Source organism: Rhizobium sp. BR 315, from assembly GCF_050577975.1.
Taxonomy (GTDB): Bacteria; Pseudomonadota; Alphaproteobacteria; order Rhizobiales; family Rhizobiaceae; genus Rhizobium; species Rhizobium miluonense.
In genome coordinates this window covers 75,846-97,476 of sequence record NZ_JARWKZ010000003.1, presented here as the reverse complement: position 1 = coordinate 97,476, position 21,631 = coordinate 75,846, and the positions used below count along the sequence as shown (strand labels likewise).

25 protein-coding genes and 1 tRNA gene are annotated in these 21,631 nt (G+C 61.2%); 9 read left to right on the top strand and 17 right to left on the bottom strand.

Annotated features, from left to right (window positions below):
- Positions 1–124 precede the first annotated feature (124 nt).
- The 4 genes from QD409_RS04755 (at position 125) to QD409_RS04740 (ending at position 3,730) form a co-directional block, all read left to right on the top strand.
- The gene (locus QD409_RS04755; RefSeq protein WP_430761966.1) at positions 125–1,345 is read left to right on the top strand and encodes a phosphopentomutase; all 1,221 of its coding nucleotides are present in this window, start codon (positions 125–127) and stop codon (positions 1,343–1,345) included.
- Complete coding sequence (locus QD409_RS04750; RefSeq protein ID WP_430761965.1) at positions 1,342–2,310, top strand: adenosine deaminase; 969 nt, start codon at positions 1,342–1,344, stop codon at positions 2,308–2,310. Before QD409_RS04755 ends, QD409_RS04750 begins: the two co-directional genes overlap by 4 nt.
- Positions 2,311–2,431: 121 nt before the next feature.
- Positions 2,432–3,061 (top strand): uracil phosphoribosyltransferase, encoded by a 630-nt coding sequence (gene upp, locus QD409_RS04745; RefSeq protein WP_092843528.1) that lies wholly within the window; start codon positions 2,432–2,434, stop codon positions 3,059–3,061.
- Between the two features lie 144 nt (positions 3,062–3,205).
- Positions 3,206–3,730, top strand: a complete 525-nt coding sequence (locus QD409_RS04740; protein WP_430761964.1) for a TIGR02281 family clan AA aspartic protease — start codon at positions 3,206–3,208, stop codon at positions 3,728–3,730.
- Between the two features lie 7 nt (positions 3,731–3,737).
- Here QD409_RS04740 and deoA read toward each other — a convergent pair whose 3' ends face one another.
- The 9 genes from deoA to QD409_RS04695 form a co-directional block, all read right to left on the bottom strand.
- A complete protein-coding gene (deoA, locus tag QD409_RS04735) occupies positions 3,738–5,045 on the bottom strand; it encodes a thymidine phosphorylase (RefSeq protein ID WP_430761963.1) in 1,308 nt (435 codons plus the stop codon).
- Positions 5,046–5,048: 3 nt separating this feature from the next.
- Complete coding sequence (gene deoC / locus QD409_RS04730; RefSeq protein ID WP_430761962.1) at positions 5,049–5,822, bottom strand: deoxyribose-phosphate aldolase; 774 nt, start codon at positions 5,820–5,822, stop codon at positions 5,049–5,051.
- The gene (locus QD409_RS04725; protein ID WP_430761961.1) at positions 5,819–6,625 is read right to left on the bottom strand and encodes a purine-nucleoside phosphorylase; all 807 of its coding nucleotides are present in this window, start codon (positions 6,623–6,625) and stop codon (positions 5,819–5,821) included. The genes deoC and QD409_RS04725 overlap by 4 nt, the downstream gene beginning before the upstream one ends.
- Positions 6,622–7,014, bottom strand: coding sequence for a cytidine deaminase (locus QD409_RS04720; RefSeq protein WP_092843539.1), 393 nt, complete (start codon positions 7,012–7,014; stop codon positions 6,622–6,624). Before QD409_RS04720 ends, QD409_RS04725 begins: the two co-directional genes overlap by 4 nt.
- Positions 7,015–7,017: 3 nt before the next feature.
- Complete coding sequence (locus tag QD409_RS04715) at positions 7,018–7,989, bottom strand: ABC transporter permease (RefSeq protein WP_092843541.1); 972 nt, start codon at positions 7,987–7,989, stop codon at positions 7,018–7,020.
- 10 nt (positions 7,990–7,999) lie between these two features.
- Positions 8,000–9,103 (bottom strand): ABC transporter permease, encoded by a 1,104-nt coding sequence (locus tag QD409_RS04710; protein ID WP_430761960.1) that lies wholly within the window; start codon positions 9,101–9,103, stop codon positions 8,000–8,002.
- A 7-nt stretch (positions 9,104–9,110) separates the two neighbouring features.
- Positions 9,111–10,622 carry an ABC transporter ATP-binding protein gene (locus QD409_RS04705; RefSeq protein ID WP_430761959.1) on the bottom strand — a complete coding sequence of 504 codons (1,512 nt, stop codon included), beginning with the start codon at positions 10,620–10,622 and terminating at the stop codon, positions 9,111–9,113.
- A gap of 81 nt (positions 10,623–10,703) precedes the next feature.
- Positions 10,704–11,699 (bottom strand): BMP family lipoprotein, encoded by a 996-nt coding sequence (locus QD409_RS04700; RefSeq protein WP_092843547.1) that lies wholly within the window; start codon positions 11,697–11,699, stop codon positions 10,704–10,706.
- Positions 11,700–12,071: 372 nt separating this feature from the next.
- Entirely contained in the window at positions 12,072–12,389 is a 318-nt protein-coding gene (locus tag QD409_RS04695) for a hypothetical protein (RefSeq protein ID WP_430761958.1), read from the bottom strand.
- A 232-nt stretch (positions 12,390–12,621) separates the two neighbouring features.
- Between QD409_RS04695 and QD409_RS04690 the strand changes: the two genes are divergently transcribed.
- A tRNA-Ser gene (locus QD409_RS04690) sits at positions 12,622–12,711 on the top strand.
- 279 nt (positions 12,712–12,990) lie between these two features.
- Here QD409_RS04690 and QD409_RS04685 read toward each other — a convergent pair.
- The 4 genes from QD409_RS04685 to QD409_RS04670 all read right to left on the bottom strand — a co-directional run bounded on the left by QD409_RS04685 (position 12,991) and on the right by QD409_RS04670 (position 15,647).
- Complete coding sequence (locus QD409_RS04685; protein ID WP_430761957.1) at positions 12,991–13,407, bottom strand: TfoX/Sxy family protein; 417 nt, start codon at positions 13,405–13,407, stop codon at positions 12,991–12,993.
- On the bottom strand, positions 13,404–13,772 hold the full coding sequence (locus QD409_RS04680) for a nuclear transport factor 2 family protein (RefSeq protein WP_430761956.1): 369 nt from the start codon (positions 13,770–13,772) through the stop codon (positions 13,404–13,406). Before QD409_RS04680 ends, QD409_RS04685 begins: the two co-directional genes overlap by 4 nt.
- Positions 13,762–14,349 carry a TetR/AcrR family transcriptional regulator gene (locus QD409_RS04675; RefSeq protein ID WP_430761955.1) on the bottom strand — a complete coding sequence of 196 codons (588 nt, stop codon included), beginning with the start codon at positions 14,347–14,349 and terminating at the stop codon, positions 13,762–13,764. Before QD409_RS04675 ends, QD409_RS04680 begins: the two co-directional genes overlap by 11 nt.
- Positions 14,350–14,750: 401 nt before the next feature.
- Positions 14,751–15,647, bottom strand: a complete 897-nt coding sequence (locus QD409_RS04670) for an SDR family oxidoreductase (protein ID WP_430761954.1) — start codon at positions 15,645–15,647, stop codon at positions 14,751–14,753.
- 93 nt (positions 15,648–15,740) lie between these two features.
- Between QD409_RS04670 and QD409_RS04665 the strand changes: the two genes are divergently transcribed.
- The 3 genes from QD409_RS04665 (at position 15,741) to QD409_RS04655 (ending at position 17,673) form a co-directional block, all read left to right on the top strand.
- Positions 15,741–16,613 (top strand): helix-turn-helix transcriptional regulator, encoded by an 873-nt coding sequence (locus QD409_RS04665; protein ID WP_430761953.1) that lies wholly within the window; start codon positions 15,741–15,743, stop codon positions 16,611–16,613.
- A 7-nt stretch (positions 16,614–16,620) separates the two neighbouring features.
- Positions 16,621–16,788, top strand: a complete 168-nt coding sequence (locus QD409_RS04660) for a hypothetical protein (protein ID WP_430761952.1) — start codon at positions 16,621–16,623, stop codon at positions 16,786–16,788.
- Positions 16,789–17,040: 252 nt separating this feature from the next.
- Positions 17,041–17,673, top strand: coding sequence for an NmrA family NAD(P)-binding protein (locus tag QD409_RS04655; RefSeq protein WP_430761951.1), 633 nt, complete (start codon positions 17,041–17,043; stop codon positions 17,671–17,673).
- Between the two features lie 161 nt (positions 17,674–17,834).
- Here QD409_RS04655 and QD409_RS04650 read toward each other — a convergent pair whose 3' ends face one another.
- The 4 genes from QD409_RS04650 to QD409_RS04635 form a co-directional block, all read right to left on the bottom strand.
- Positions 17,835–18,716 (bottom strand): NAD(P)/FAD-dependent oxidoreductase, encoded by an 882-nt coding sequence (locus QD409_RS04650; protein ID WP_430761950.1) that lies wholly within the window; start codon positions 18,714–18,716, stop codon positions 17,835–17,837.
- Entirely contained in the window at positions 18,713–19,162 is a 450-nt protein-coding gene (locus QD409_RS04645) for an RrF2 family transcriptional regulator (protein ID WP_430761949.1), read from the bottom strand. The genes QD409_RS04650 and QD409_RS04645 overlap by 4 nt, the downstream gene beginning before the upstream one ends.
- 66 nt (positions 19,163–19,228) lie before the next feature.
- Positions 19,229–19,813 carry an isochorismatase family protein gene (locus QD409_RS04640; RefSeq protein ID WP_430761948.1) on the bottom strand — a complete coding sequence of 195 codons (585 nt, stop codon included), beginning with the start codon at positions 19,811–19,813 and terminating at the stop codon, positions 19,229–19,231.
- A gap of 78 nt (positions 19,814–19,891) precedes the next feature.
- Positions 19,892–20,641: a sulfite exporter TauE/SafE family protein gene (locus QD409_RS04635; protein WP_430761947.1), complete on the bottom strand. Its 750-nt coding sequence runs from the start codon at positions 20,639–20,641 to the stop codon at positions 19,892–19,894.
- 97 nt (positions 20,642–20,738) lie between these two features.
- Between QD409_RS04635 and QD409_RS04630 the strand changes: the two genes are divergently transcribed.
- On the top strand, positions 20,739–21,626 hold the full coding sequence (locus QD409_RS04630) for a LysR family transcriptional regulator (RefSeq protein ID WP_430761946.1): 888 nt from the start codon (positions 20,739–20,741) through the stop codon (positions 21,624–21,626).
- Positions 21,627–21,631: the final 5 nt, after the last annotated feature.

Below are 21,631 nucleotides of genomic sequence, written 5' to 3'. Positions count from 1 at the left end.
GTCGAGGCTCGGTGAGACCCTCCAAAACGGAAAATTGCCAAGTCGATGCCTCCGTTATATGGGTGACAGCCAGAGCACGCGGCCGAACCTGCCGACGCGTGCGATGATTTTTATCGGGTGATCCATGGCGCGCGCCTTTCTCTTCGTTTTGGACTCTTTTGGCGTCGGTGGCGCCCCTGACGCCACAAGCTATGGCGACGAAGGTGCCGATACACTCGGCCATATTGCTGAATTCTGTGCCGCGGGTGCAGCCGATCGCGACGGCCTGCGCCAAGGACCCTTGGCGCTGCCGAACATGTCCGGCCTCGGCCTACTCGAGATCGCCAAGGCGGCATCGGGCAGCTATCCCGCCGGCATGCCGCAGCCGGAGAGGCTTTACGGCCTTTATGGCTGTGCCAGCGAAGTCTCCCGCGGCAAGGACACGCCATCAGGTCATTGGGAAATTGCCGGAACACCCGTCATGTTCGATTGGGGCTACTTTCCGGCCGAGGGTGACGCCTTTCCGCCGGAGCTGGTGAACGCCATCTGCGAGGCAGCGGACCTGCCCGGCATTCTCGGCAATTGCCATGCCTCGGGAACGGATATCATTGCCAAGTTCGGAGAAGAGCATATCCGCAGCGGTAAGCCTATCTGCTACACCTCTTCCGACTCCGTCTTCCAGATTGCGGCGCATGAGCGGCATTTCGGTCTCGACCGGCTGATCGCCCTCTGCACGATCGTGCGTACCCTGCTCGATCCCTACAATATCGGCCGCGTCATTGCCCGCCCCTTTGTCGGCGAGACCGTGGCGACATTCGAGCGAACCGGCAACCGCCGCGATTTCTCCGTGCTGCCGCCGGAACCGACGCTGCTCGACCGTCTGGTCAAGGCTGAGCGCACGGTGCATGCGGTGGGGAAGATCGGCGATATCTTTGCCCATCAGGGCGTTTCCAAGGTCATCAAGGCCAATGGCAACATGGCGTTGATGGATGCGACGCTGAAGGCCATGGACGAAGCTGCCGACGGCGATCTGGTTTTCACCAATTTCGTCGATTTCGACATGCTCTACGGCCATCGCCGCGACGTGCCGGGCTATGCCGCAGCGCTCGAAGCCTTCGACACGCGGCTGCCGGAAGTGCATAAAGAGCTGAAAGCTGGCGATCTCGTCATACTGACGGCCGATCATGGTTGCGACCCCACCTGGCGCGGCACGGATCACACGCGCGAGCGCGTGCCGGTCATGGCTTACGGGCCGGGTATCCGCTCGCGCTCCATCGGCATTCGCCAGACCTATGCCGATATCGGCGAGACGGTCGCACGACATCTGGGTATTGCGGCCGGGCCGCACGGGAGGAGTTTCCTTTGACATCGCATTTGAAGAAAGTGGAGCTGCATTGCCATCTGGAAGGCGCGGCTCCGCCAGCATTGACACTCGCACAGGCGCAGAAATACGGCGTCGACACGAACGCCTTCCTGAAGGACGGCACCTACCTCTGGAAGGATTTTGCCGAGTTCCTCGTCTGCTACGACAAGGTCTCCGAGGTCTACCGCACCGAGGAAGACTATGCGCTGCTGACGGAAACTTATCTGGAAGAACTTGCCGGCATCGGCACGATCTATAGCGAACTCATCGTCTCGCCCGACCACGGCGACCGTATCGGTCTCGGCGCCGATGCCTATATGGCGGGCGTTTCCGCCGGCATCCGCGCCGCCAAGGCAAAGACCGGCATCGAGGCGCGGCTGATCGTAACAGGCGAACGCCACTTCGGCCCCGAGCGGGTGGTGAAGGCGGCGGAATATGCCGCCAAAAGCGATAATCCGCTAATCACCGGCTTCAACATGGCTGGCGAAGAGCGCATGGGCCGCGTCGCCGATTATGCCCGGGCTTTCGACATCGCTCGCGAAGCCGGCCTCGGCATTACCATCCATGCCGGCGAGGTCTGCGGCGCCTTTTCCGTCGCCGATGCCGTCGAGCTGGTGCGCCCGCAGCGTATCGGCCATGGCGTGCGCGCCATCGAGGATATGGATCTCGTCAAGCGCCTTGCCGATTTCGGCACGGTGCTGGAGGTCTGCCCCGGCTCCAATATCGCGCTCAACGTCTTCCCGGATTTCCAGTCGCATCCGCTGCGCAAGCTGCGCGATGCCGGCGTGCGGGTAACGATCAATTCCGACGACCCGCCCTTCTTCCACACCTCGCTGAAGCGCGAATACGAGTTGGCATCGTCAGCCTTCGGCTTCCGTGACGACGAGATCGATGTGATGACGCGCACGGCGATCGAAGCGGCCTTTGTGGACGAGACGACACGGGCGGCATTGCTCGCAAGGCTGTAAAAACAAGGTTTGGGCCGCAGATTGGGGATGAAATCTCGAAAAGCGGCCTATTTTCTTGCACCAGAGACGATTTCAGTGAAAGAAATATCTCATATCACGGAATTACTGGAAGGCTGAAACCATGGACGGCGTCACTGTCATCGATCACCCGCTTGTGCAACACAAGCTCACAATCATGCGCAAGAAGGAGACGTCGACAGGGAGCTTCCGCCGGCTGCTGCGCGAGATTTCGACGCTGCTCTGTTACGAAGTGACGCGCGACTTGGAATTGACGATCGAGACGATCGAAACGCCGCTGCAGTCCATGGACGCGCCGATCCTCGAGGGCAAGAAGTTGGTCTTTGCCTCGATCCTGCGTGCCGGCAACGGCCTGCTCGAAGGCATGCTCGATCTCGTGCCTTCGGCGCGCGTCTCACATATCGGCGTCTACCGCGATCACGAGACGCTGCAGCCGGTCGAATATTACTTCAAGGCGCCGGAGGATATTTCCGAGCGCCTGATCATCGTTGTCGATCCGATGCTGGCAACCGGCAATTCCTCGATCGCCGCCATCGACAAGCTGAAGGAGCGCGGCGCGCACAATATTCGCTTCCTGTGCCTGTTGGCTGCCCCGGAAGGCCTCGCCAATTTCCGTGCGGCGCATCCGGATGTGCCGGTCTTCACCGCCGCGATCGACAGCCATCTCAACGAGCTGGGCTACATCGTGCCGGGCCTCGGCGATGCCGGCGACCGCATGTACGGCACGAAGTAAATTACATTACTATACTCAGGTTAAAGACTATACTCAGGTTAAAGCCCGGCAGTATTCAACTACCGGGCTTTTTATTGATTGCTTTAGCGGCATTTCAGCAAACTTGGCTTAGATATGGCAATGCCCGCAGGAGGGGCCTTGCCAATGCTCGTTCGCGTTCTTGTTTTTGCAGGCATTATTGCAGCGGCAGCCACGCAGGTGCCGATGTTCTTGAACAGCGATATCGTGAGCAGGCCGAAGCCTGCGCCCGTAGAAGCCGTATCGCTCCCGCCGCAGAAAGCTGAACCGCCCAGCCCCTATGGCAGCGTATCGCTGCACGCCGACGCCGGTGGCCACTATCAGGGCGACTTCGCGATCAATGGCCGGTCGGTGCATGGGATGATCGATACGGGTGCGACCTATGTCGCCATCAATGAAAGCACGGCGCGCAGCATCGGGTTCAGCAGCGTCGATCTGGATTATCGTTACCCGATCCAGACAGCGAACGGCACGTCCAAGGCCGCACTTGTCAGATTGGATCGCCTTGAGATCGGCGGAATCCGGATCCGCGACATAGATGCGATCGTCGCCAAAGACAGCGCATTGTCGACCACGCTGATCGGCATGAGCTTCCTGAAGAAGCTGAACTCCTATGCTGTTCAGAACGGCACGATGCGCCTGACGCAATAGCGGCCCGTCAGATCCTCGTGACGATGACAGGCGGCAGATCGGGCGCTGTTTCGACGATGCGATAGTTAGCCGACAAATCGGCCGCCGCCCGTTCCCCGCTCGCCTCGTCGGCAGCGTGAACGACAGCGATACGATCGCCCTTGCTGACCTTCGTGCCGAGCGGCAGGATGTCGCTGAAGCCGACGCGGTGATCGATCTTATCCTGCGGACGGCGGCGCCCACCGCCGAGATCGATCACGCTCACGCCGATCGCACGCGCGTCACAGGCGCCGAGCCAGCCATCTGCTGCCGCGAGAACCGGCGTTTGCACCGGCGCGCTCACCAGATAGCGATCAGGATTTCCGAGCAGATCCACCGGGCCACCGAGACCATATACCATGCGGCCGAAGACCTCCGCCGCCTTGCCGGACGCCAATGCCTCGCGCGCCCTGCCCTCGGCCTCTGCCGTGCTCGCGGCAATGCCAGCCTGAACCAGCATTTCGGATGCGAAGGCGAGGATGATCGTCTCAAGCCTCGTGCCTGCCTTGTTCCCCTTCAGGAAATCCAGGCAATTGCGAAGCTCGACAACATTGCCGGCCGCATCGGCCAGGGGCTGGTTCATATCGGTGATGAGGGCGGAAGTCTTGACCCCCGCGCCGTTTGCCACCTCCACCAACGAGCGCGCCAGCGTCTCGGCTTCCTCAAGCGAGGTCATGAAGGCGCCGCTGCCGATCTTGACGTCGAGTACCAACGTTTCCAGCCCGGCCGCCAGCTTCTTCGACAGGATAGACGCCGTGATCAACGGCACGGAATCGACCGTCGCGGTGACGTCACGCACTGCATAGAGCTTGCCGTCGGCGGGCGCCAAAGCGCCGGTCTGGCCGATGATGGCGCAGCCCACCTCATCGACCACCTTGCGGAAACGGGCTGCATCCGGCGTGATGCCATAGCCGGGAATGGATTCCAGCTTGTCGAGCGTGCCGCCGGTGTGACCGAGGCCGCGGCCCGAGATCATCGGCACGGCGAGACCGCAGGCGGCGGCAATGGGAGCGAGCATCAGCGAGACGTTGTCGCCGACGCCGCCGGTCGAATGCTTATCGGCGATCGGCCTGCCGATGCCTTGCCAGGACAGAGTGTCGCCGGAGCGGGCCATGGCGAGCGTCAGGGCCACGGTCTCATCGCGCGTCATGCCGCGAAACCACACGGCCATGGCGAAGGCACCGATCTGGCTTTCGGCCAGTTCGCCGCGCGCAAGTGCGCCGATGAAGCCATCGATATCGGCGGCCGAAAGGATCGCGCCGTTACGCTTCTGCCGGATGATTTCCTGCGGGATCATGGATCAATAGCCTGAAGCCGCCGCCTTGGATTCGCCGCCGGCCAGCACGTTCAGAATATCGTCGAGCAGGCTCGATGCACCGAAGCGGAAGGTCGACGGCATCGCCCAATCGGGCGCCATGATGGTCTCGGCAAGGCTGAGGTACAAAGCCGCGTCGGCGACGGAGCCGATGCCGCCAGCCGGCTTGAAACCGACCTTACGGCCGCTGGCGCGGATTGCCCGCAGCATGATGTCGGCAGCCTCGAGCGTCGCATTGACGGCAACCTTGCCGGTGGAGGTCTTGATGAAATCCGAGCCCGCCTCGATCGCGAGTTCAGACGCACGCCGGATCAGCGCTGCGTCCTTGAGTTCGCCGGTTTCGAGAATGGTCTTCAGGAGGACCGGCCCCGTGCACTCGGCCTTGACGGCGGCGACCATATCGGTGACGGCTTGCTCATTGCCGGCCAGAAATGCGCGATAGGGAATGACCAGATCGATCTCGTCGGCGCCATCGGCGATGGCTTCACGGGCTTCGGCTGATACGTCGGCCACTTCCATGTCGCCAGCCGGAAAGTTCACCACGGTCGCGATCTTAACGGCGTGATCGGTTCCGAGAATGCTGCGCGCCTGGGCGACGAAGCGCGGCCAGATGCAGATGGCGGCGGCATTGCCATAGGGCGATTGCGCGCGGGCGCACAGCGCCTCGATCTGAGCAGGCGTGCAGTCGTCCTTGAGATTGGTCAGGTCGAGAAGGGAAAGCGCAACGGCCGCCGTTTCTCTCAGGGAATGGCTTGTCATTGTGGATCTCCTTCGTCCGCAATCATCTCTTTCAGAATGGCGGCGAGACGTGCGCCACCGACCGGAGCCATGTCTTTCGTCTCGTCATGCGAGAGTTCGCCACCGGTCATGCCAGCACCATAGTTAGTGATGACGGAGGCAGCGGCAACCCTCAGGCCGAAAAGACGTGCCAGAATGACTTCCGGCACGGTCGACATGCCGACGGCATCGGCGCCGAGGACACGCGCCATGCGGATCTCCGCCGGCGTTTCGAAGCTCGGTCCGGAAAACCACATATAGACGCCGTGTGACAGCTTGATCTCAGCCTTTTCCGCGGCTTTGCGCATGCGCATGATCAGGTCGATATCATAGGCGCTGGTCATGCCGACGAAGCGCTTGTCGCTCTCCTCGCCGATCAGCGGGTTCATGCCGGAATAGTTGATATGGTCGGTGATCTGCATCACCGATCCCGGCGGCATCTCCTCGCGCAGCGATCCGGCCGAGTTCGTCAGGATCAGCGTATCGACGCCGAGGGCCTTCAGCGTCTCGATCGGCGTGCGCATGGCATTGGCATCGCCCTTTTCGTAATAGTGCACACGGCCCGACATCATGATGACCGGGACGTCGCCGAGTTTGCCCGCAACCAGCGTGCCGGCATGGCCGGACACGGCACTGACGGGGAAGCCGGGCAGATCGGCATAGGGGATGCGCAGGGCATCCACGACCTGATCGACCAGCGAGCCGAGGCCGGAGCCGAGGATGATGCCGTAGCGCGGCTTCAGGTCGCCGAGCTTTTCCTTGAGGATATCGACGGCTTCGCTCATCCGAGTATCTCGGTTTCGAAGCTGAAGGGGAGCATCTCTTCCATGGTCATGGTCTTCTTCACGCCGGTTTCGTCGCAAAGATAGATCCGTGTCTCCTTGCTGGCAAATTCGGCGATCTTCTGCCGGCAGCCGCCGCAAGGCGGGCAGAGCGGCAGCTTTTCGGCGATGACGGCCATCTCGACGATCTTCTTGGCGCCGGCCATGATCATATGGCTGATCGCTGTGGGTTCGGCGCACCAGCCCTGCGGAAAGGACAGGTTCTCGATGTTGGCGCCGGCATAAATCTTGCCGTCCTCGGCGCGGATGGCCGCGCCGACGGGAAATTTCGAATAGGGGGCATGAGCGAAGGCCATCGCTCCGCGAGCGGCTTCGAACAGATCATGCGACATGGTTTAGCGCTCCTTCGTATAGGGTACGCCACCGGCCTTCGGAGGTTTGGCGACGCCGATAAAGCCTGCAAGCAGGATGCAGGTTAGGATATAGGGCAGCGCCTGGAAAATCTGTACCGGCACCTCGCCGATGCCCGGAACCGCCTTGCCCTGCATGAAATTGGCGAAGGCATCGAGGAAGCCGAACAGGAGGCAGGTGAACATGACCGGCACCGGCTTCCACTTGGCGAAGATCAGCGCGGCCAGAGCGATATAACCCTTGCCCGCCGACATATTGTTGATGAAGGCGGCCGACTGGGCGATCGAGAGATAGGTGCCGGAGAAGCCGCAGAGAATACCGGCGACGATCAGCGACCGATAGCGCAGCCACTCGACCGAGATGCCGGCGGTATCGACGGCACCGGGATTTTCACCGACAGCACGCAGCCGCAGACCGAAACGGGTGCGATAAAGGATCCACCAGGAAATCGGTACCGCTATGAAGGCAAGGTACGTCAGGACATTGTTGCCGGAGATGACATTGGCGTAGAGCGGCCCGATGATGGGCACGCTACGGATCGCATCGGCACCCGGCAGGGTGATGGCGGAAAAACGCGCGGTGCCCGGCAGCGTCGGCGTGCGGCCGCCCTGCCCGAACCAGGCCTGACCCAAAACGATGGTCAAACCGGCGGTCAGGAAGTTGATGGCAACGCCCGAGACGATCTGGTTACCGCGATTGGTAATCGACGCGAAGCCATGCAGCAGACCAAGCATGACGGAGACGACGATCCCGGCGCCAAGCCCGGCCCAGGCCGAGCCGCTAATCGAGGCGACGCAGGCGGCAGCGAAGGCCGAGGCCAGCATCTTGCCTTCGAGACCGATGTCGAAAATACCGGCACGCTCGGAAAACAGGCCCGCCAGCGCGGTAAAGATCAGCGGAATCGACAGGCGGATCGTCGAGCCAAGTATGCTGATGAGGAGCTCATAATATTCCATCGTCCGATCCTCACGTCCTGGCGAATGACTGGTAGATGCGCCCAAGCGCGGGTCGGAACATGTATTCCAGCGCCCCGGCAAACAGGATCACAAGGCCCTGGATCACCACGATCATATCGCGAGTGATGTTCGGCATATCGAAGGAGAGCGCATCGCCACCCTGATAAAGGATGCCGAACAGGATCGCCGCCAGGATGATGCCGAAGGGATGATTGCGGCCCATCAGCGACACGGCGATGCCGACGAAACCTGCGCCGAGCACGAATTCGACCTGCAGGCGCGCGGAGGCGCCCATGACCGGATTGAGCGACATCATGCCGGCGAGACCGCCTGAGATCAGCATGGCGATGACGACCGTGCGGGCATAGGGAATGCCGGCATAGACGGCAGCCGTCGGGCTGAGGCCGAGGGTGCGCATTTCATAGCCGAGCTTGGTGCGCCAGACGAGCACCCAGACGAGGAAGCACATGACCAGCGCGATCAGGAAGGACACGTTGAGCGGCGCCGCACCGATGGTCGAGCCGAAAGTGCTCATCAGCCAATCGAGCTTGGGCAGCTGACCACCCGCCAGGAAGGTGCGGGTCTCAGGCGCCATCTTGCCCGGCACGATCAGCACATGCACCAGCAGGAAGTTCATCATCGCCGATGCGATGAAGTTGAACATGATCGTGGTGATGACGACGTGGCTGCCGCGCTTGGCCTGCAGCCAGGCCGGAATGAGGGCCCAGAGCGCACCGAAAATCGCAGCACCGATGACCGCGAACGGCATGGTCACGTACCAGGGCACGTATCTGTCCAGCGCCAGCGCCACCAGCGCACAGCCGAGGCCGCCGACATAGGCCTGGCCTTCCGAGCCGATGTTGAACAGACCGGCATGGATGGCGACGGCGACCGAAAGGCCGGTGAAAATGAAGCTCGTGGCATAATAGAGGGTAAAGCCGATGCCCTCGCCGCTGCCGAGAGCGCCCTGCAGCAGCAGGACGAGCGCATCGAGCGGGCTTTCGCCGATGAACCAGACGACAAGGCCCGATATCAGGAAGGCAACGATCAGATTGAGGATGGGGATCAGACCGTAGTTGATCCAATTGGGGAGCGGTACGGAAGCCGTGCTCATAAACGCCTCATGCGGCAATGCCGGCCATCATCAGGCCGAGTGTTTGTTCACCGGCCTCAGCCGACTTTTCACCGACGATATGGCCGGCGAACATGACGAGGATACGGTCCGAAAGCGCACGGATCTCATCCAGCTCCACTGACACCAGCAGGATGGCCTTGCCGGCGTCGCGCATCTCGATGATGCGGCGATGGATGAATTCGATGGCACCGATATCGACGCCGCGCGTCGGCTGACCGATCAGCAGAGCCTGCGGATCGCGCTCGATTTCGCGGGCGACCACGATCTTCTGCTGGTTGCCGCCGGAGAAATTGGCGGTTTTCAACCGCGCATTCGGCGGGCGGATATCGTATTTCTCGATCTTCTCGATGGCATCCTTGCGCATGGCATCGAGATCGAGCATGCCGCCGCGCCCGTATTTGCGGTCGCGGTGATAGCCGAGCATGGAATTCTCGTACTCCTCGAATTTGAGGACGAGGCCCATATGGTGGCGATCTTCCGGAATGTGGGCAAGGCCGAGTTCGCGGAGCGCTGCGGGATCGGCATTGCCGATCGGCTTGCCATGCAGAAGGATTTCGCCGGACGCCGGCTTGCGGATACCGGCGATGGCCTCAAGCAGCTCGGACTGGCCGTTGCCGGCAACGCCGGCAATGCCGACGATCTCGCCGGCGCGGACATCGAAGGAGACATTGTCGACCATGGTAACGCCACGGCCGTCCTTGACGGTGAGGTTGCGCACCGAGAGCAGGACTTCGCCTGGATTGGGAGCGCCCTTTTCCACGCGCAGCAGCACGCGGCGGCCGACCATCAATTCTGCCAGTTCCTCGACAGTGGTTTCCGCCGTCTCGCGGGTGGCAACCATCTCGCCGCGGCGCATGACGGATACCGTATCAGTGATTGCCATGATTTCGCGCAGCTTGTGGGTGATGAGGATGATCGTCTTGCCCTGGTCGCGCAGCACGCGGAGAATGCGGAAGAGATTGTCGGCTTCGGCCGGCGTCAGAACACCTGTGGGTTCATCGAGGATGAGGATCTCAGCGCCGCGATACATCGCCTTCAGAATTTCGACGCGCTGCTGCTGACCGACGGGAAGCTCTTCGATCAACGCATCCGGATCGACTTCCAAGCCGTAATCCTTCTCCAAACGCGTAAGCTCGGCGCGCGTGGCAGTGACGCCCTTGGCGAGAAGCGCGCCGCCTTCGGCGCCCAGCATCACATTTTCAAGGACGGTGAAATTGTCGACCAGCATGAAGTGCTGATGTACCATGCCGATGCCGGCTGATATCGCCGTCTGGCTGTCACGGATGGCGATGGGGTTGCCATTGATGCGGATCTCGCCGCTGTCGGCATGATAGAAGCCGTAAATGATCGACATCAGGGTCGATTTCCCGGCACCGTTTTCGCCGATGATCCCGTGAATCGAGCCCTTGGCGACGGTCAGGTTGATATCTTTATTGGCGTGGACAGCACCGAACTTCTTGTCGATGCCCACGAGCTCAATGGCAGGGATTTGGCTCACTATGAGAGGCTCCAGAAACCGGATTCCGGATAAGAAAAGGGCGTATGACGGTTTGCTTCGTCATACGCCCTTGTTTCATTATCAGCTCTTCGGGCAGGCGTTGTCGGCCGTATAGTCGTGGACCTTGACGGTGCCAGCGACGATATCAGCCTTTGCCTTGTCGACCGCAGCCTTGATTTCCGGTGTCACGAGCGGCTTGTTGTTGTCATCCATGGCGACGCCGACGCCCTCTTCCTTCAGGCCGAGTTCCTGGGTGCCGGGCGTGAACTTGCCGTTCTTGGCATCGGTGAAGGCATTGTAGACGGCGAGGTCGACGCGCTTGACGACCGAGGTCAGAACGGAACCCGGATGCAGGTAGTTTTGGTTGCTATCGACGCCGATCGACAGCTTCTTGTTGTCGGCAGCCGTCTGCAGCACGCCGAGGCCGGTAGCACCGGCAGCCGCGTAAACGACGTCGGCACCCTGGTCGATCTGGTTCTTGGTGAGCTCGCCGCCGCGAACCGGGTCGTTCCAGGCAGCGCCGGTCGTGCCGGTCATGTTCTGGAGGACTTCGATCTTCGGATTGGCGGCGCGTGCACCCAGCTCGTAGCCACACTCGAACTTGCGGATCAGCGGGATGTCCATGCCGCCGACGAAGCCGACCTTGCCGGTCTTCGATGCGAGGGCAGCCATGACGCCGGCGAGATAGGAGCCTTCATTTTCCTTGAACTTGACTGAGCGAACGTTCGGCAGATCGAGGCTGTCATCGATCAGCACGAATTCGGTCTTCGGATATTCAGCGGCAACCTTCTGGAGAGCCGAGGTCCAGGCGAACGAGACGGCGATGACCGGATTGAAGCCCTTGCTGGCGAAGTTGCGCAGCGCCTGCTCGCCCTGGGTGTCGCCCGTCGGCTCGAAGTCGCGGTAAGCGACGCCGGTTTCCTTCTTGAACTTTTCGGCGCCGTTATAGGCTGCTTCATTGAAGGACTTGTCGAACTTGCCACCGGTTCCGTAGACGATTGCCGGCTTGATGTCGGCCGCAAGCGCCGTCGCCGACATGGCAGCCAAGGCAAAAAGGGTCAGAAGGGATTTTTTCATGTGTCGCAGCCCTGTTGTTGCTATCTTGTTGGGTCCTCCCGCAAGCCCGTTGACCGGGCATGTCTGCGGAACCGCTGACCTCCCCCGAGGCCAAGCTGGCGTGCATCCTTGCATGGCTGCACGAAAAATTCACGAGAAATTTTTCAGTTGGTAAAGATTTGTGGGAACTGGTGAAAACCTGCCCAAATGACCCATTTTTTAAACAATTTCGGCCTCAAATTGCAATTTAATCGGCCAATTGGACGGTCATTCGATAGTCTGCAACCGGTGATCAGACCCCTGGTATCGCTCCTGCAAACCCATCGCCATGCAGCTTTATGGGGCGCCGAATTCCCCGAATGACGCAGGACAAAAGGGCTGGTAACAGACCTGTCAGGCGCCTAGCCGACCTGCAAGCTGAGGCCGCTTGTAGGCGACCATCCACAGCAGCAGCGAGATGATCAGGAACACGGCAAAGGCCGGCTGAAACAGCAGCCACTGCATTGCCATGTCATAAAAGCGCGGATGAACATAATAGGAGATCGCCGAGCGAACCGTCGCCAGCGATGACGGGCTGACATCATTCCAGGCATCGCCCATCGGGGTCAGCACCACTGCCGAAGCGGCGACGGACTGGATGGAATCGATGGTTCCGGCAATGACCGCAACCACCAGCGCAACGAGGCTGGCAAAACGCAACAGGAAACGCATGACTCCCTCCGCATACTCATTACAGCCGGCCCAAAAGGGCCGATCCGTCTAACGCCGCCTCATCCATACCCTTAGATATGTTGGGCGCGAAATAAGCGCAATGGGGATGAGAAACAGAGTTTTTTGTCCAGAAGTCAAAAAACTGTCAGATTCGGGTTGATCCTAGAAAATTCATCGGTATATATCGCGCCGTTCCCACAATAGCTCCTTTATCGGACGCGAAAGTGCAGATGGACAGGTGGCCGAGTGGTTTAAGGCGCACGCCTGGAACGCGTGTGTGCGTGAAAGCGTACCGTGGGTTCGAATCCCACCTTGTCCGCCATTTCTGAACAAAACTGGGTACTCCCAGGGTATCCCATTTTACGCGAATGCTAGAGATCGCCGTCAAGCTTCGGAGCAGGTCGCTCTTGAACTGAACCGTCCCAGGTTTGCCGGAGGCTCAGGGTTTTTTAAGGCAGTTCGCAGCACCAGGCTCGCTTCGCGGATAGTAACCTGCAACGTCAGAAGATCGGCCGAGTTCATCGGAGAGACATCGATAGCGACCAGGACATCATCCAGAGCCGTGGCAACCGGCTCCGGAACGTCAACGCAAGTTACAACATCAGCCGGAACGCCTGGGTGGTGGAGTTGAGCCTGCTTCATAGGCCAGCTTTCTCGTTTCAGTCGCTCCTGAGCTTTTGTGGATGGCGCCCAAAGCCGCCTGGTAAGCGTCGGCCACCCAATCCCGAAGCTGTTCGTCATCGTCAAAAATATCGTCAGGGGCCGCGTAGTAGCTGAATACAGTTACTGTCTTTCCCTTGCCGGGGTAGGTGAACGGAGTCATTCCCAACGCTTCGAACCTGATGCGGCTCGCGTCATCGACCCGAAGATAGAATGATCCCTTCATGACGAATCCAAACTGAATGCCATCCGCGACCAAGGCCGTCCCGCCGAAGAAGCGCCTGACACTGATCGCACCCAAGCCTTCAATGCGTGTGGCAAGATCCAGGGCCAAATCGCAAGTTCCCATCTTGCTCATGCTGTGGCGGTGCTTCTCGCTGGATGGTAGAAACCGCTGATCGCGAGCAGCCTTCCGTTATCGTTGATCGCACCAAAGCTGGTTCCCGTCTGGAGAACGGACCCGTCAGCGCCGGTCAGGAACCATTGGGCGAGAGAGCGGTCGTGGTGATGAAGTACCGAGCTGATACGAAACCGTCCGCCAGGCACGCTCGACTGGAACTGCGTCATATACCTTGATATGGCGTCGTGGCCGACCAGCAGACCGTTCGGATCGCAATAGGTGGCTTCGTCAGCGAGACAAACAGAAAGCTCGTTGCCTCGCTCGGCAGTGTCGGAGATCGACCAGATTGCGGAATAGCGATTCCAAAGGTCGTCAGGGGTCATGTCGGGCCTCCAGGTTGTTGAACTCGTTTTGTATGAGAGCCGCGAGTGCCTGCTTGTCGTGACCGGCTCGGATCAGGACGAGGATGCCCTGATAAAGAGCCAGCAGCCTCAGAGCCGCGGACTCGGGACTGATATCGGCGCGAAGCCCCCCCCGCTGTTGTACTGACGAAAGCCGCTCCATGAACGTCTCCGTCAGCACGCGAAGTCCCTCGACGGTACAGCGATGCGGACGCGCTTCGCCGCCGAATTCGATGGCGGAATTGGTGATCAGGCAGCCGAAGCTTTCATCATCCGGCTCGTGAAGCAGCGAGACGAAGAGCGCCAAAAGCCCGTCCATCCCCGCCTCGACGGGGGCAAAACGCTCGATTCGCCCGCGCAGGACGACACGATTGTAGTGAGCGAAGGCAGCGTCGAAGAGTCCTGCCTTGTCGCCGAAGCTGTGGTAGATGCTGCCAACCTTGAGTCCGGTCGCATCTTCCAGATCGCGAACGGACACGGCCTGATAGCCCTTGCGGCGAAAGGCGTGCATCGCGCCGCTCAATACAGCATCCTCATCGTAGGATCGGGTTCGGCCCATAGGCGCTCCTTTTGAACGGCCATTCTAGAATAATCGTTCAAAAAAGCATGTCAAGCTATTCTCGGCTGCCGGATTGAGGTCGGCACCCAGTTATTTATCCAATTCCATCCATTTTGAGCGGACTCGCTTATGGCAAAGGAGAACCGCGACGCACCTCTGGTGGCTATGACATAGGCATAGTGCCCACCTTCACCGCTCTCGGCCCGCCATTTATGCCCTGCCCCGATCACCGCTCTCTTCGAATTCCAATAGCGGTTGGCAGTCCCGTCCGCCATTTGCGAGGGAATACATGCGCACGACCTGAAACTGTCAAAGACGCGGCCGACGAAGCCGGCCAGGCCTGGAACTAAGCGCTTCAATAAACTCCAATCCGACGGCGGATCAGATCTTCACGGCCAGCATCACGACGAGGAAACCCGAAGCTCGGCGAGATCGTCGAGCAGCTTCGGGCCGGTCGGCTCCCAGCCAAGCTTCTGGCGCGTCTTGGCGCTGGAGGCCGGCATGTCGCGCGTAGCGAACATCGAGAGCCAACCGAAGTATTCCTGAGCCTCTTCCTTGCCGACGGATTTTACCGGCAGGTTCAGGCGGCGGCCGATGACTTCGGCGATATCGCGCATCGGCACGCCTTCCTCGGCAACCGCATGATATCTGGCATTCGGCTCGGCGCGTTCGACAACAAGGCGATAAAGACGTGCGACATCGGAAAAATGCGCAGCCGGCCAGCGATTGAGCCCGTCGCCAATATAGGCGCAAACGCCCTTTTGCCTGAATATCTCGATCAAGGGGGTGATAAGCCCCTGGCTGACCGGATCATGCACCTGCGGCAGCCGCACGACCGAGACATTGACGCCGATCTCGCTGGCCAGGATCGCCGCCTCCTCCGAGGCCGCACGCGGATGCGTGTCTGAACCGACGATCGCATTGTCTTCCCTGGCAGGCTCGCCTGGAACCGTGTTGGCGATGGGCGTGCCTGATGTGACGACCAGCGGGCGGGCCGAGCCGGCGAGAGCCGAGGCGAACGTTGCGATGACGCGGCGATCATCCTCGCAATTTTCAACGAATCTCGAGAAGTCGTGGTTGAAGGCAAGATGGATGACCCCGTCGGATTGGGAGGCGCCGCTTTTCAGGATTCCGATATCCTCGATCGTTCCATGAAGGACCTCGGCGCCAGCGGCGGCAAGCGCCACCGCCTTCTCCTTCGAGCGGCAAAGGCCGAGCACCTGATGGCCGGCCGCGATCAATTCCCTCACGACATTCGAGCCGATGTTTCCGGTCGCGCCAGTCACAAAAATACGCATAGGCATAGTCTCCTTATTTCGTCGGAGACAAATCTGTGCCCATCGGTTATTCTGGTAAAGTAGTGACCTTATCCTAGTAAAAGAACTAACAGGATGACCGATCTTCTCGAAAGGGAGAACTTGCTCGGGACCTATCTGAGGGACAGGCGCGCCAAACTCGACCCATCCGTCCTCGGCTTTGCCTCGGAACGGCGCCGGACACCGGGGCTGCGCCGCGAGGAAGTGGCGCAGCGCGCCAATATCAGCCCGACATGGTACACATGGCTGGAACAGGGGCGCGGCGGTGCGCCCTCCGCCGACGTGCTCGACCGGATCGCACGCGCACTCATGCTGACGGAAGTGGAGCGGGAGCATCTGTTCCTGCTCGGCCTCGGCCGCCCGCCCGAAGCCCGTTACCGCAGGAATGACGGCGTGACGCCGCGGCTGCAGCGCGTGCTCGACGCCCTGGAGCCTTGCCCTGCCCTTATCAGGACCGCCACCTGGGACGTCATCGCATGGAACCGGGCGGCCCCCGTGATGCTGACAGACTACGGATCGCTGCCGCCGGAAGAGCGCAATATCCTGCGCTACATCTTCCTCGATCCGCGCGCCCGTGCCATGCAATATGACTGGGAAAGCGTGGCTCGTTTCGCTTTGGGTGCATTCCGTGTCGACGCGGCCCGCGCTGGCGCGGCAACCGAAGTAGAGCCTTTCGTGACGGAACTTTGCCGCGTCAGCCCAGAATTCAGGGCCATGTGGCGCGATAACGACGTTCCCGGCACCCATACTGAAGCCATCAAGCATATACGCCATCCGGTTCTCGGCCCGCTCGCATTCGAATATTCGGCCTTTTCAGTCGACGGCCGCACGGATCTCAGCATGGTCGTCTACAATCCGGCAACGCCCGATGATGCCGAGCGGATCAAATCATTGCTCCCGACTTTACCCTCGGATGGCGCCGCTTCCGACGAGCCCCGCACGCCATGAGAAACCGATGATCGTCGAACCCTTGTCGGACGAAGTTATCAAGGAGAGTGTCGACGGGGTTTTCCTGCGGCTGCTCAGGTGGCGGACCTCTTCATATGCGATCAGCGTGACGACGGAAAATTATGCAACGAAGGGCGACGACAACCGCCCCTACATCGTGGCCCGCAAGAGATAGGAGGACAGGCCGGCGTCGCATCTTGCTCATCTTTCGATTGACGCTGGCGATGAGTCCGACCTAAATTCCGCTCATCGAAAATGGCTGGCTTGCTCTCGGCAGGCCCAAGCCCCTCTCCACAAACGGAGTGACTCTATTCCACGCCCAGCGTGAGATTCCCCGACAGTCCCGGCGCCTCGAGCGCGTTCTGGGTCTGCCCGGCGGCCATCCGACGATGCTCCTTCGGCAGACCGTATTCGAAGGAGCCATTTCATGTTCGTCATCGATAAATCCCAACCGATCCTCGCTTATCTCGCCAGCGGCGCGCAGGGCAGTGCCGTCGTCCGCGCCGCGCTTCGACACGGCTTCAAGGCCAGGGCGCTTGTCCGTAACCGGAAACGCGTTCCGGCACTGGTGGCGCTCGGCATCGAGCTTGCGGAAGGCGACCTCCGCGATCCGGCATCGCTTCGCGCCGCCAGCACCGGCATTGCCCATGCCGTGCTGCAACTCCCGATCGGGTCGCAAGAGGATATGCGTATCCAAGCCGAGAATGCAGTCTCGGCGTCCCTCGCCTGCGGTCTGAAATCCGTTGTCCTGACACTCGCCAGCGCCAGCCGTCCGGCACCTTGCGAAGAACCGAGCTTCGTCGCCAACGCGATGATCGAGGACGTGGCTCGCCGGTCAGGCCTGCCCTTCGCCACTGTCTGGCCCACCATGTATCTTGACAATCTTCTGAAGCCTTCGGCGCGAACGGAAATCGTTCAGCAGCGGGTATTCGCCCCGCCGATGCCGAATCCCAGCGCATCGCGTGGACCTCGACCGATGACGGCGCCCGCGCCGCCGTCACTCTGCTGGAGCGCGGTATCGATGCCGGCGATCATCGGATCGCCGGGCCGGAAAGCATAGGCGGTGGCGAGCTCGCGGCGCGGATTGGCGCGGGCCACGGGACAGCCGGTGCAGCCTGACATCCGGGCGCAGGACGGCCGGCCCATCGGCCCGGATGAAACGGTTATCGTGAGAATACCAGAAGAAAAATAGGAGGACACAAACACCCTCCTAAGCCGGCCTTAAAACACGAGCGAGCGGTGCAGCTGCGCGCCGGCCCAGGCGCCGTCGCCCACAGCCAGCGACACCGAATGCGGTATGCGCGAGACATCGCCACAGGCGAAAGCGCCGGGAACGGTGGTTTCCTTCACGGCGTCGGTCTGGATCTGCGTGCCGAAAGGCGTTTCCTCTAGCGTGCAGCCGAGCCGCTCGGCAATCGGGCTCGAGGGCGCATTGCGCGATGCAGTGAAGAGCCCGGCAAATTGCAGCAGGCGACCATCGGCCAGACGCACGTCGGCCTTCCCTTCCAATCTCGCGACCGGCGCTTCCTCGATCGTTACGCCACGAGCGGTGAGATCGGCGCGCTGCGCCTCATCCGGGACGAATGCGCCATTGAGAAAGAGCGTCACATCGCCCCATTCCGGCAGGAGCTGCGCCTGATGCAGCGACATCGGCCCTGTGGCGATGCAGCCGATGCGGCCCTGCTCAAGCTCGTAACCATGGCAATAGGGGCAGTGGAAGACGTTTCTACCCCAGCGTTCGCCGAGGCCTTCGATGGCGGGCAACGTGTCGGACACGCCAGTCGCAAAGAGAAGCCGGCGGCCATCATGGCGCGCACCGTCGGTAGTCGTCACGACGAAGGCATCCTTCTCGCCCTCGGCTCGCTCGGCATTGCCCTCGACCCAGGTCAATGTCGGATAGGCCAAAAGCTGCTCGCGCGCCTTGCTTGCAATCTCAGCGGGATCGACACCATCCTGCCCGAGAAAGCCGTGAGACTCCCCGGCGAAGCGATTGCGGCGCTTGCCGGCGTCGATGACCAGCACCTTTCGGCGGGCACGGAGAAGCTGGAGGGCGGCCGCCATTCCGGCGTAACTGCCCCCAATGACGATGACGTCGTGGCTCATGATATAGTCCTTCTTTCACGCCACTCTGCATGGCGCCGCGCGAAGTCGACGGCGAGATCGGCGAGGGTGACGGTTTCAAAACGCTTGAGCAGCAGTGCCTCGGCTTCGGCGAAAGCGTCGTCGAGCACGGAATTGACCGCTTGTTCGACGAGGCATTCGGGCGTTTCGTTGCGATTACCGATGGCAAAGACCGCAGGTTCGCCGAGGGCCTCGTGCAACTGGCGCAGGGTTACCGCGCCGAGATCGGCGGCAATCGTCCAGCCGCCGGTATGCCCCTTGGCGGAACTGACGATGCCGACCTCTCGCAGAAGCCCCATGGTGCGTCGCACGACGACCGGATTGGTGTTCATGCACTGCGCCAAAGTCTCGGATGTGACGGGACCATCCTGCCCGGCCATATGGAGCAAGGCGTGCAAAACGGAGGAAAGGCGGCTGTCTCTTTTCATGTAACTTCAATTATTACGATTCGAAGCGACGATCAAGGGGCTTCCCGAACGAGAGAAGCCGCCGAGCTAGATGCGCACTTTGAAACGGACATCGCGCGCCGAGGCACAAATGCGCACCTCATGACCAAGCGACCATTCCGCGGCTCTGGCCGCCATCACTGCCGGAACGCCCTGTGACCCCGGTCCGGCAGGGACGTCATAAGTGGCGTGCGCATCGTGCGGCAGCAGCACGCCATAGCCGCGCTCCAGCGCTGCCCGTGCCGTCGCGGCAACGCACATTTCCGAAAGTACGCCGCAGATTGCGAGATCATGCACTCCAGAAGCTGCAAGAATGCCATCGAGATCGGTGCCTTCGAACCCGTCATCCTCGGCCTTTCTGACCACCCTCTCGCCGGGGCGAGGCGGAAAATGCAGTTCCCATCCAGGCTGAAACGGCTCGTCCACGGCGCCAGGTTGGCTATCGTTCTGCAGGAATATCACCGGCGCACCGGCGCTGCGGGCTTGAGCCAGCAGCACGGCGATCATCGATATCAGCTCACCATGACCAGGCACGGCTTCCGGCCCCTGCACGAAAGCGCTCTGGACATCGACGACAAGCAGCCCATCCACGGGGGTTTGATGATCGCCGATCTCGTACTGCTCCTTTTTCATGGTCGCTCGATCCAGCGTTTGAAGAAAACTTCACATCATATGGAGGCGCACCCGACGAAGTGACAAGGTCGATCTCAACTACAAAAATGCCCTGGAGATCATTTCGGCGCCAAGCATAAGAAGGCACACCAGAAACCATCGGCGTAAGGTTGCCGGACTGACGCGATTGCGGACGATCTGGCCCGTCCACATGCCGGCGAGCGCCGGAATGATCGCAAGGGCCGACATCGCCAGATTGTCCATGCGAAAGGCGCCGTGCCATGCAAGCGCGCCGGCCAGCGCCACCGTCGAAACCGTGAAGGAAAGGCCGAGGGCCTGAACCAGATCATCCTTCTCGAGGCCGAGCGCCTGGAGATAGGGAACTGCGGGCACGACGAAGACACCCGTGGCTCCGGTCAGAAGGCCGGTCGCCAGGCCAATGGCGGGCGACATCAACGGCTCCAGTTTCGCAGGCACACGAAGCTGGCGGGCGAGCAGCGCATGAGCGGCATAAAGGGCGAGTGCCGCGCCCAAGGCACCTGTCGTCAACAACGAATTGCCGCTCGCGAGCAAAGATGAGCCGGCGAAGGTGCCGGCTACGACCATGACGACCAGCAGCCAGAACCGGCGCGCAAGCCTGCCGAAACTCGGACCCGCCAGCAGCTGCCAGGCATTCGTCACGAAGGACGGCGCGATCAGCAGGCCTGCCGCAGTGAGCGGCGAGATCAATGCGCCGAGCACGCCCATCGCCACGGTCGGCAGCCCCATGCCGGTCACGCCCTTGACGATGCCGGCAGCGAAGAAGGTCGCGAAGATCGCGGCAACAAGCCATGTCGAATGATCCGTCATGTCCCTTCCCTAGCAAATCCGGAGGGTCCGACAATGCGGATCATGCGAAGGCAGGCTTCGGCTATGCCGAAGGCTGAATATGCGATAATCTTCGAGCATGCGCTTCGATCTGACCGACCTTCGTCTCTTCCTTGCCGTCGTGGATGCCGGCAGCATTACCCACGGGGCTGCCGATGTCGGACTTTCGCTGCCGGCCGCCAGCGAGCGGCTGCGCGACATGGAGGCCAATGGCGGCGTGCAGCTTCTGGAGCGCGGGCGGCGCGGCATCAGTCCTACGGCGGCCGGGGAAGCGCTGGCGCATCATGCGCGCCTGATCCAGCGGCAATTGGCGCAGATACACGGCGAACTCGGCGAGCATGCCAGCGGTCTACGGGCGACGATCCGGCTTGTCGCCAATACTGCCTCCATCACCGAGTTCCTGCCGCAACGCCTCGGCGATTGGATGGCGCGGCACCCGCGCATCGACATCGAGCTCAAGGAGCGCCAAAGCATGGAAATCGCAAGGGCCGTTTCTGCAGGACTGGCGGAGATCGGCATTCTCTCCGACGCCGTCGACACATCGGGTCTCGTGCTACGCCCCTTCGCCATCGACCGGCTCGTGGTGGTCCTGCCTCGCGATCATGCACTTGCGACAGAGAAACGGATCGCTTTCGCCGATATTCTGCATGAGCATTTCATCGGACTTGCAGGCGGGGCACTGCAGGACCACATCGACGCGCAGGCCGCCAGGCTCGGCACAAGGCTGAAGATACGCGTACGGTTGCGGACCTTCGAGGCCATCTGCGCGATGGCCGCCTGCGGCATCGGTCTCGGCATCGTACCGGTATCGGCCGCGCGGCGTTGCAGCCGCTCGATGGGGATAGCCGCCTTGCGCCTTACCGACAGCTGGGCGACGCGCAAGCTTTCGGTCTGCACACGTTCACTGGAAGATCTGCCGCCGCAAGCCCGCGATCTTTTCGAGCATCTGGCGGCGACGAAACCGTAAGCTGT

What these genes read in the sequence shown, in the direction of transcription:
- QD409_RS04755 (WP_430761966.1), top strand. Translation starts at nt 125, where the DNA reads ATGGCGCGCGCCTTTCTCTTCGTTTTGGACTCTTTTGGCGTCGGTGGC.
- upp (WP_092843528.1), top strand. Translation starts at nt 2,432, where the DNA reads ATGGACGGCGTCACTGTCATCGATCACCCGCTTGTGCAACACAAGCTC.
- QD409_RS04740 (WP_430761964.1), top strand. Translation starts at nt 3,206, where the DNA reads ATGCTCGTTCGCGTTCTTGTTTTTGCAGGCATTATTGCAGCGGCAGCC.
- deoA (WP_430761963.1), bottom strand. Translation starts at nt 5,045, where the DNA reads ATGATCCCGCAGGAAATCATCCGGCAGAAGCGTAACGGCGCGATCCTT.
- deoC (WP_430761962.1), bottom strand. Translation starts at nt 5,822, where the DNA reads ATGACAAGCCATTCCCTGAGAGAAACGGCGGCCGTTGCGCTTTCCCTT.
- QD409_RS04725 (WP_430761961.1), bottom strand. Translation starts at nt 6,625, where the DNA reads ATGAGCGAAGCCGTCGATATCCTCAAGGAAAAGCTCGGCGACCTGAAG.
- QD409_RS04720 (WP_092843539.1), bottom strand. Translation starts at nt 7,014, where the DNA reads ATGTCGCATGATCTGTTCGAAGCCGCTCGCGGAGCGATGGCCTTCGCT.
- QD409_RS04715 (WP_092843541.1), bottom strand. Translation starts at nt 7,989, where the DNA reads ATGGAATATTATGAGCTCCTCATCAGCATACTTGGCTCGACGATCCGC.
- QD409_RS04710 (WP_430761960.1), bottom strand. Translation starts at nt 9,103, where the DNA reads ATGAGCACGGCTTCCGTACCGCTCCCCAATTGGATCAACTACGGTCTG.
- QD409_RS04700 (WP_092843547.1), bottom strand. Translation starts at nt 11,699, where the DNA reads ATGAAAAAATCCCTTCTGACCCTTTTTGCCTTGGCTGCCATGTCGGCG.
- QD409_RS04695 (WP_430761958.1), bottom strand. Translation starts at nt 12,389, where the DNA reads ATGCGTTTCCTGTTGCGTTTTGCCAGCCTCGTTGCGCTGGTGGTTGCG.
- QD409_RS04685 (WP_430761957.1), bottom strand. Translation starts at nt 13,407, where the DNA reads ATGAGCAAGATGGGAACTTGCGATTTGGCCCTGGATCTTGCCACACGC.
- QD409_RS04680 (WP_430761956.1), bottom strand. Translation starts at nt 13,772, where the DNA reads ATGACCCCTGACGACCTTTGGAATCGCTATTCCGCAATCTGGTCGATC.
- QD409_RS04675 (WP_430761955.1), bottom strand. Translation starts at nt 14,349, where the DNA reads ATGGGCCGAACCCGATCCTACGATGAGGATGCTGTATTGAGCGGCGCG.
- QD409_RS04670 (WP_430761954.1), bottom strand. Translation starts at nt 15,647, where the DNA reads ATGCGTATTTTTGTGACTGGCGCGACCGGAAACATCGGCTCGAATGTC.
- QD409_RS04665 (WP_430761953.1), top strand. Translation starts at nt 15,741, where the DNA reads ATGACCGATCTTCTCGAAAGGGAGAACTTGCTCGGGACCTATCTGAGG.
- QD409_RS04660 (WP_430761952.1), top strand. Translation starts at nt 16,621, where the DNA reads ATGATCGTCGAACCCTTGTCGGACGAAGTTATCAAGGAGAGTGTCGAC.
- QD409_RS04655 (WP_430761951.1), top strand. Translation starts at nt 17,041, where the DNA reads ATGTTCGTCATCGATAAATCCCAACCGATCCTCGCTTATCTCGCCAGC.
- QD409_RS04650 (WP_430761950.1), bottom strand. Translation starts at nt 18,716, where the DNA reads ATGAGCCACGACGTCATCGTCATTGGGGGCAGTTACGCCGGAATGGCG.
- QD409_RS04645 (WP_430761949.1), bottom strand. Translation starts at nt 19,162, where the DNA reads ATGAAAAGAGACAGCCGCCTTTCCTCCGTTTTGCACGCCTTGCTCCAT.
- QD409_RS04640 (WP_430761948.1), bottom strand. Translation starts at nt 19,813, where the DNA reads ATGAAAAAGGAGCAGTACGAGATCGGCGATCATCAAACCCCCGTGGAT.
- QD409_RS04635 (WP_430761947.1), bottom strand. Translation starts at nt 20,641, where the DNA reads ATGACGGATCATTCGACATGGCTTGTTGCCGCGATCTTCGCGACCTTC.
- QD409_RS04630 (WP_430761946.1), top strand. Translation starts at nt 20,739, where the DNA reads ATGCGCTTCGATCTGACCGACCTTCGTCTCTTCCTTGCCGTCGTGGAT.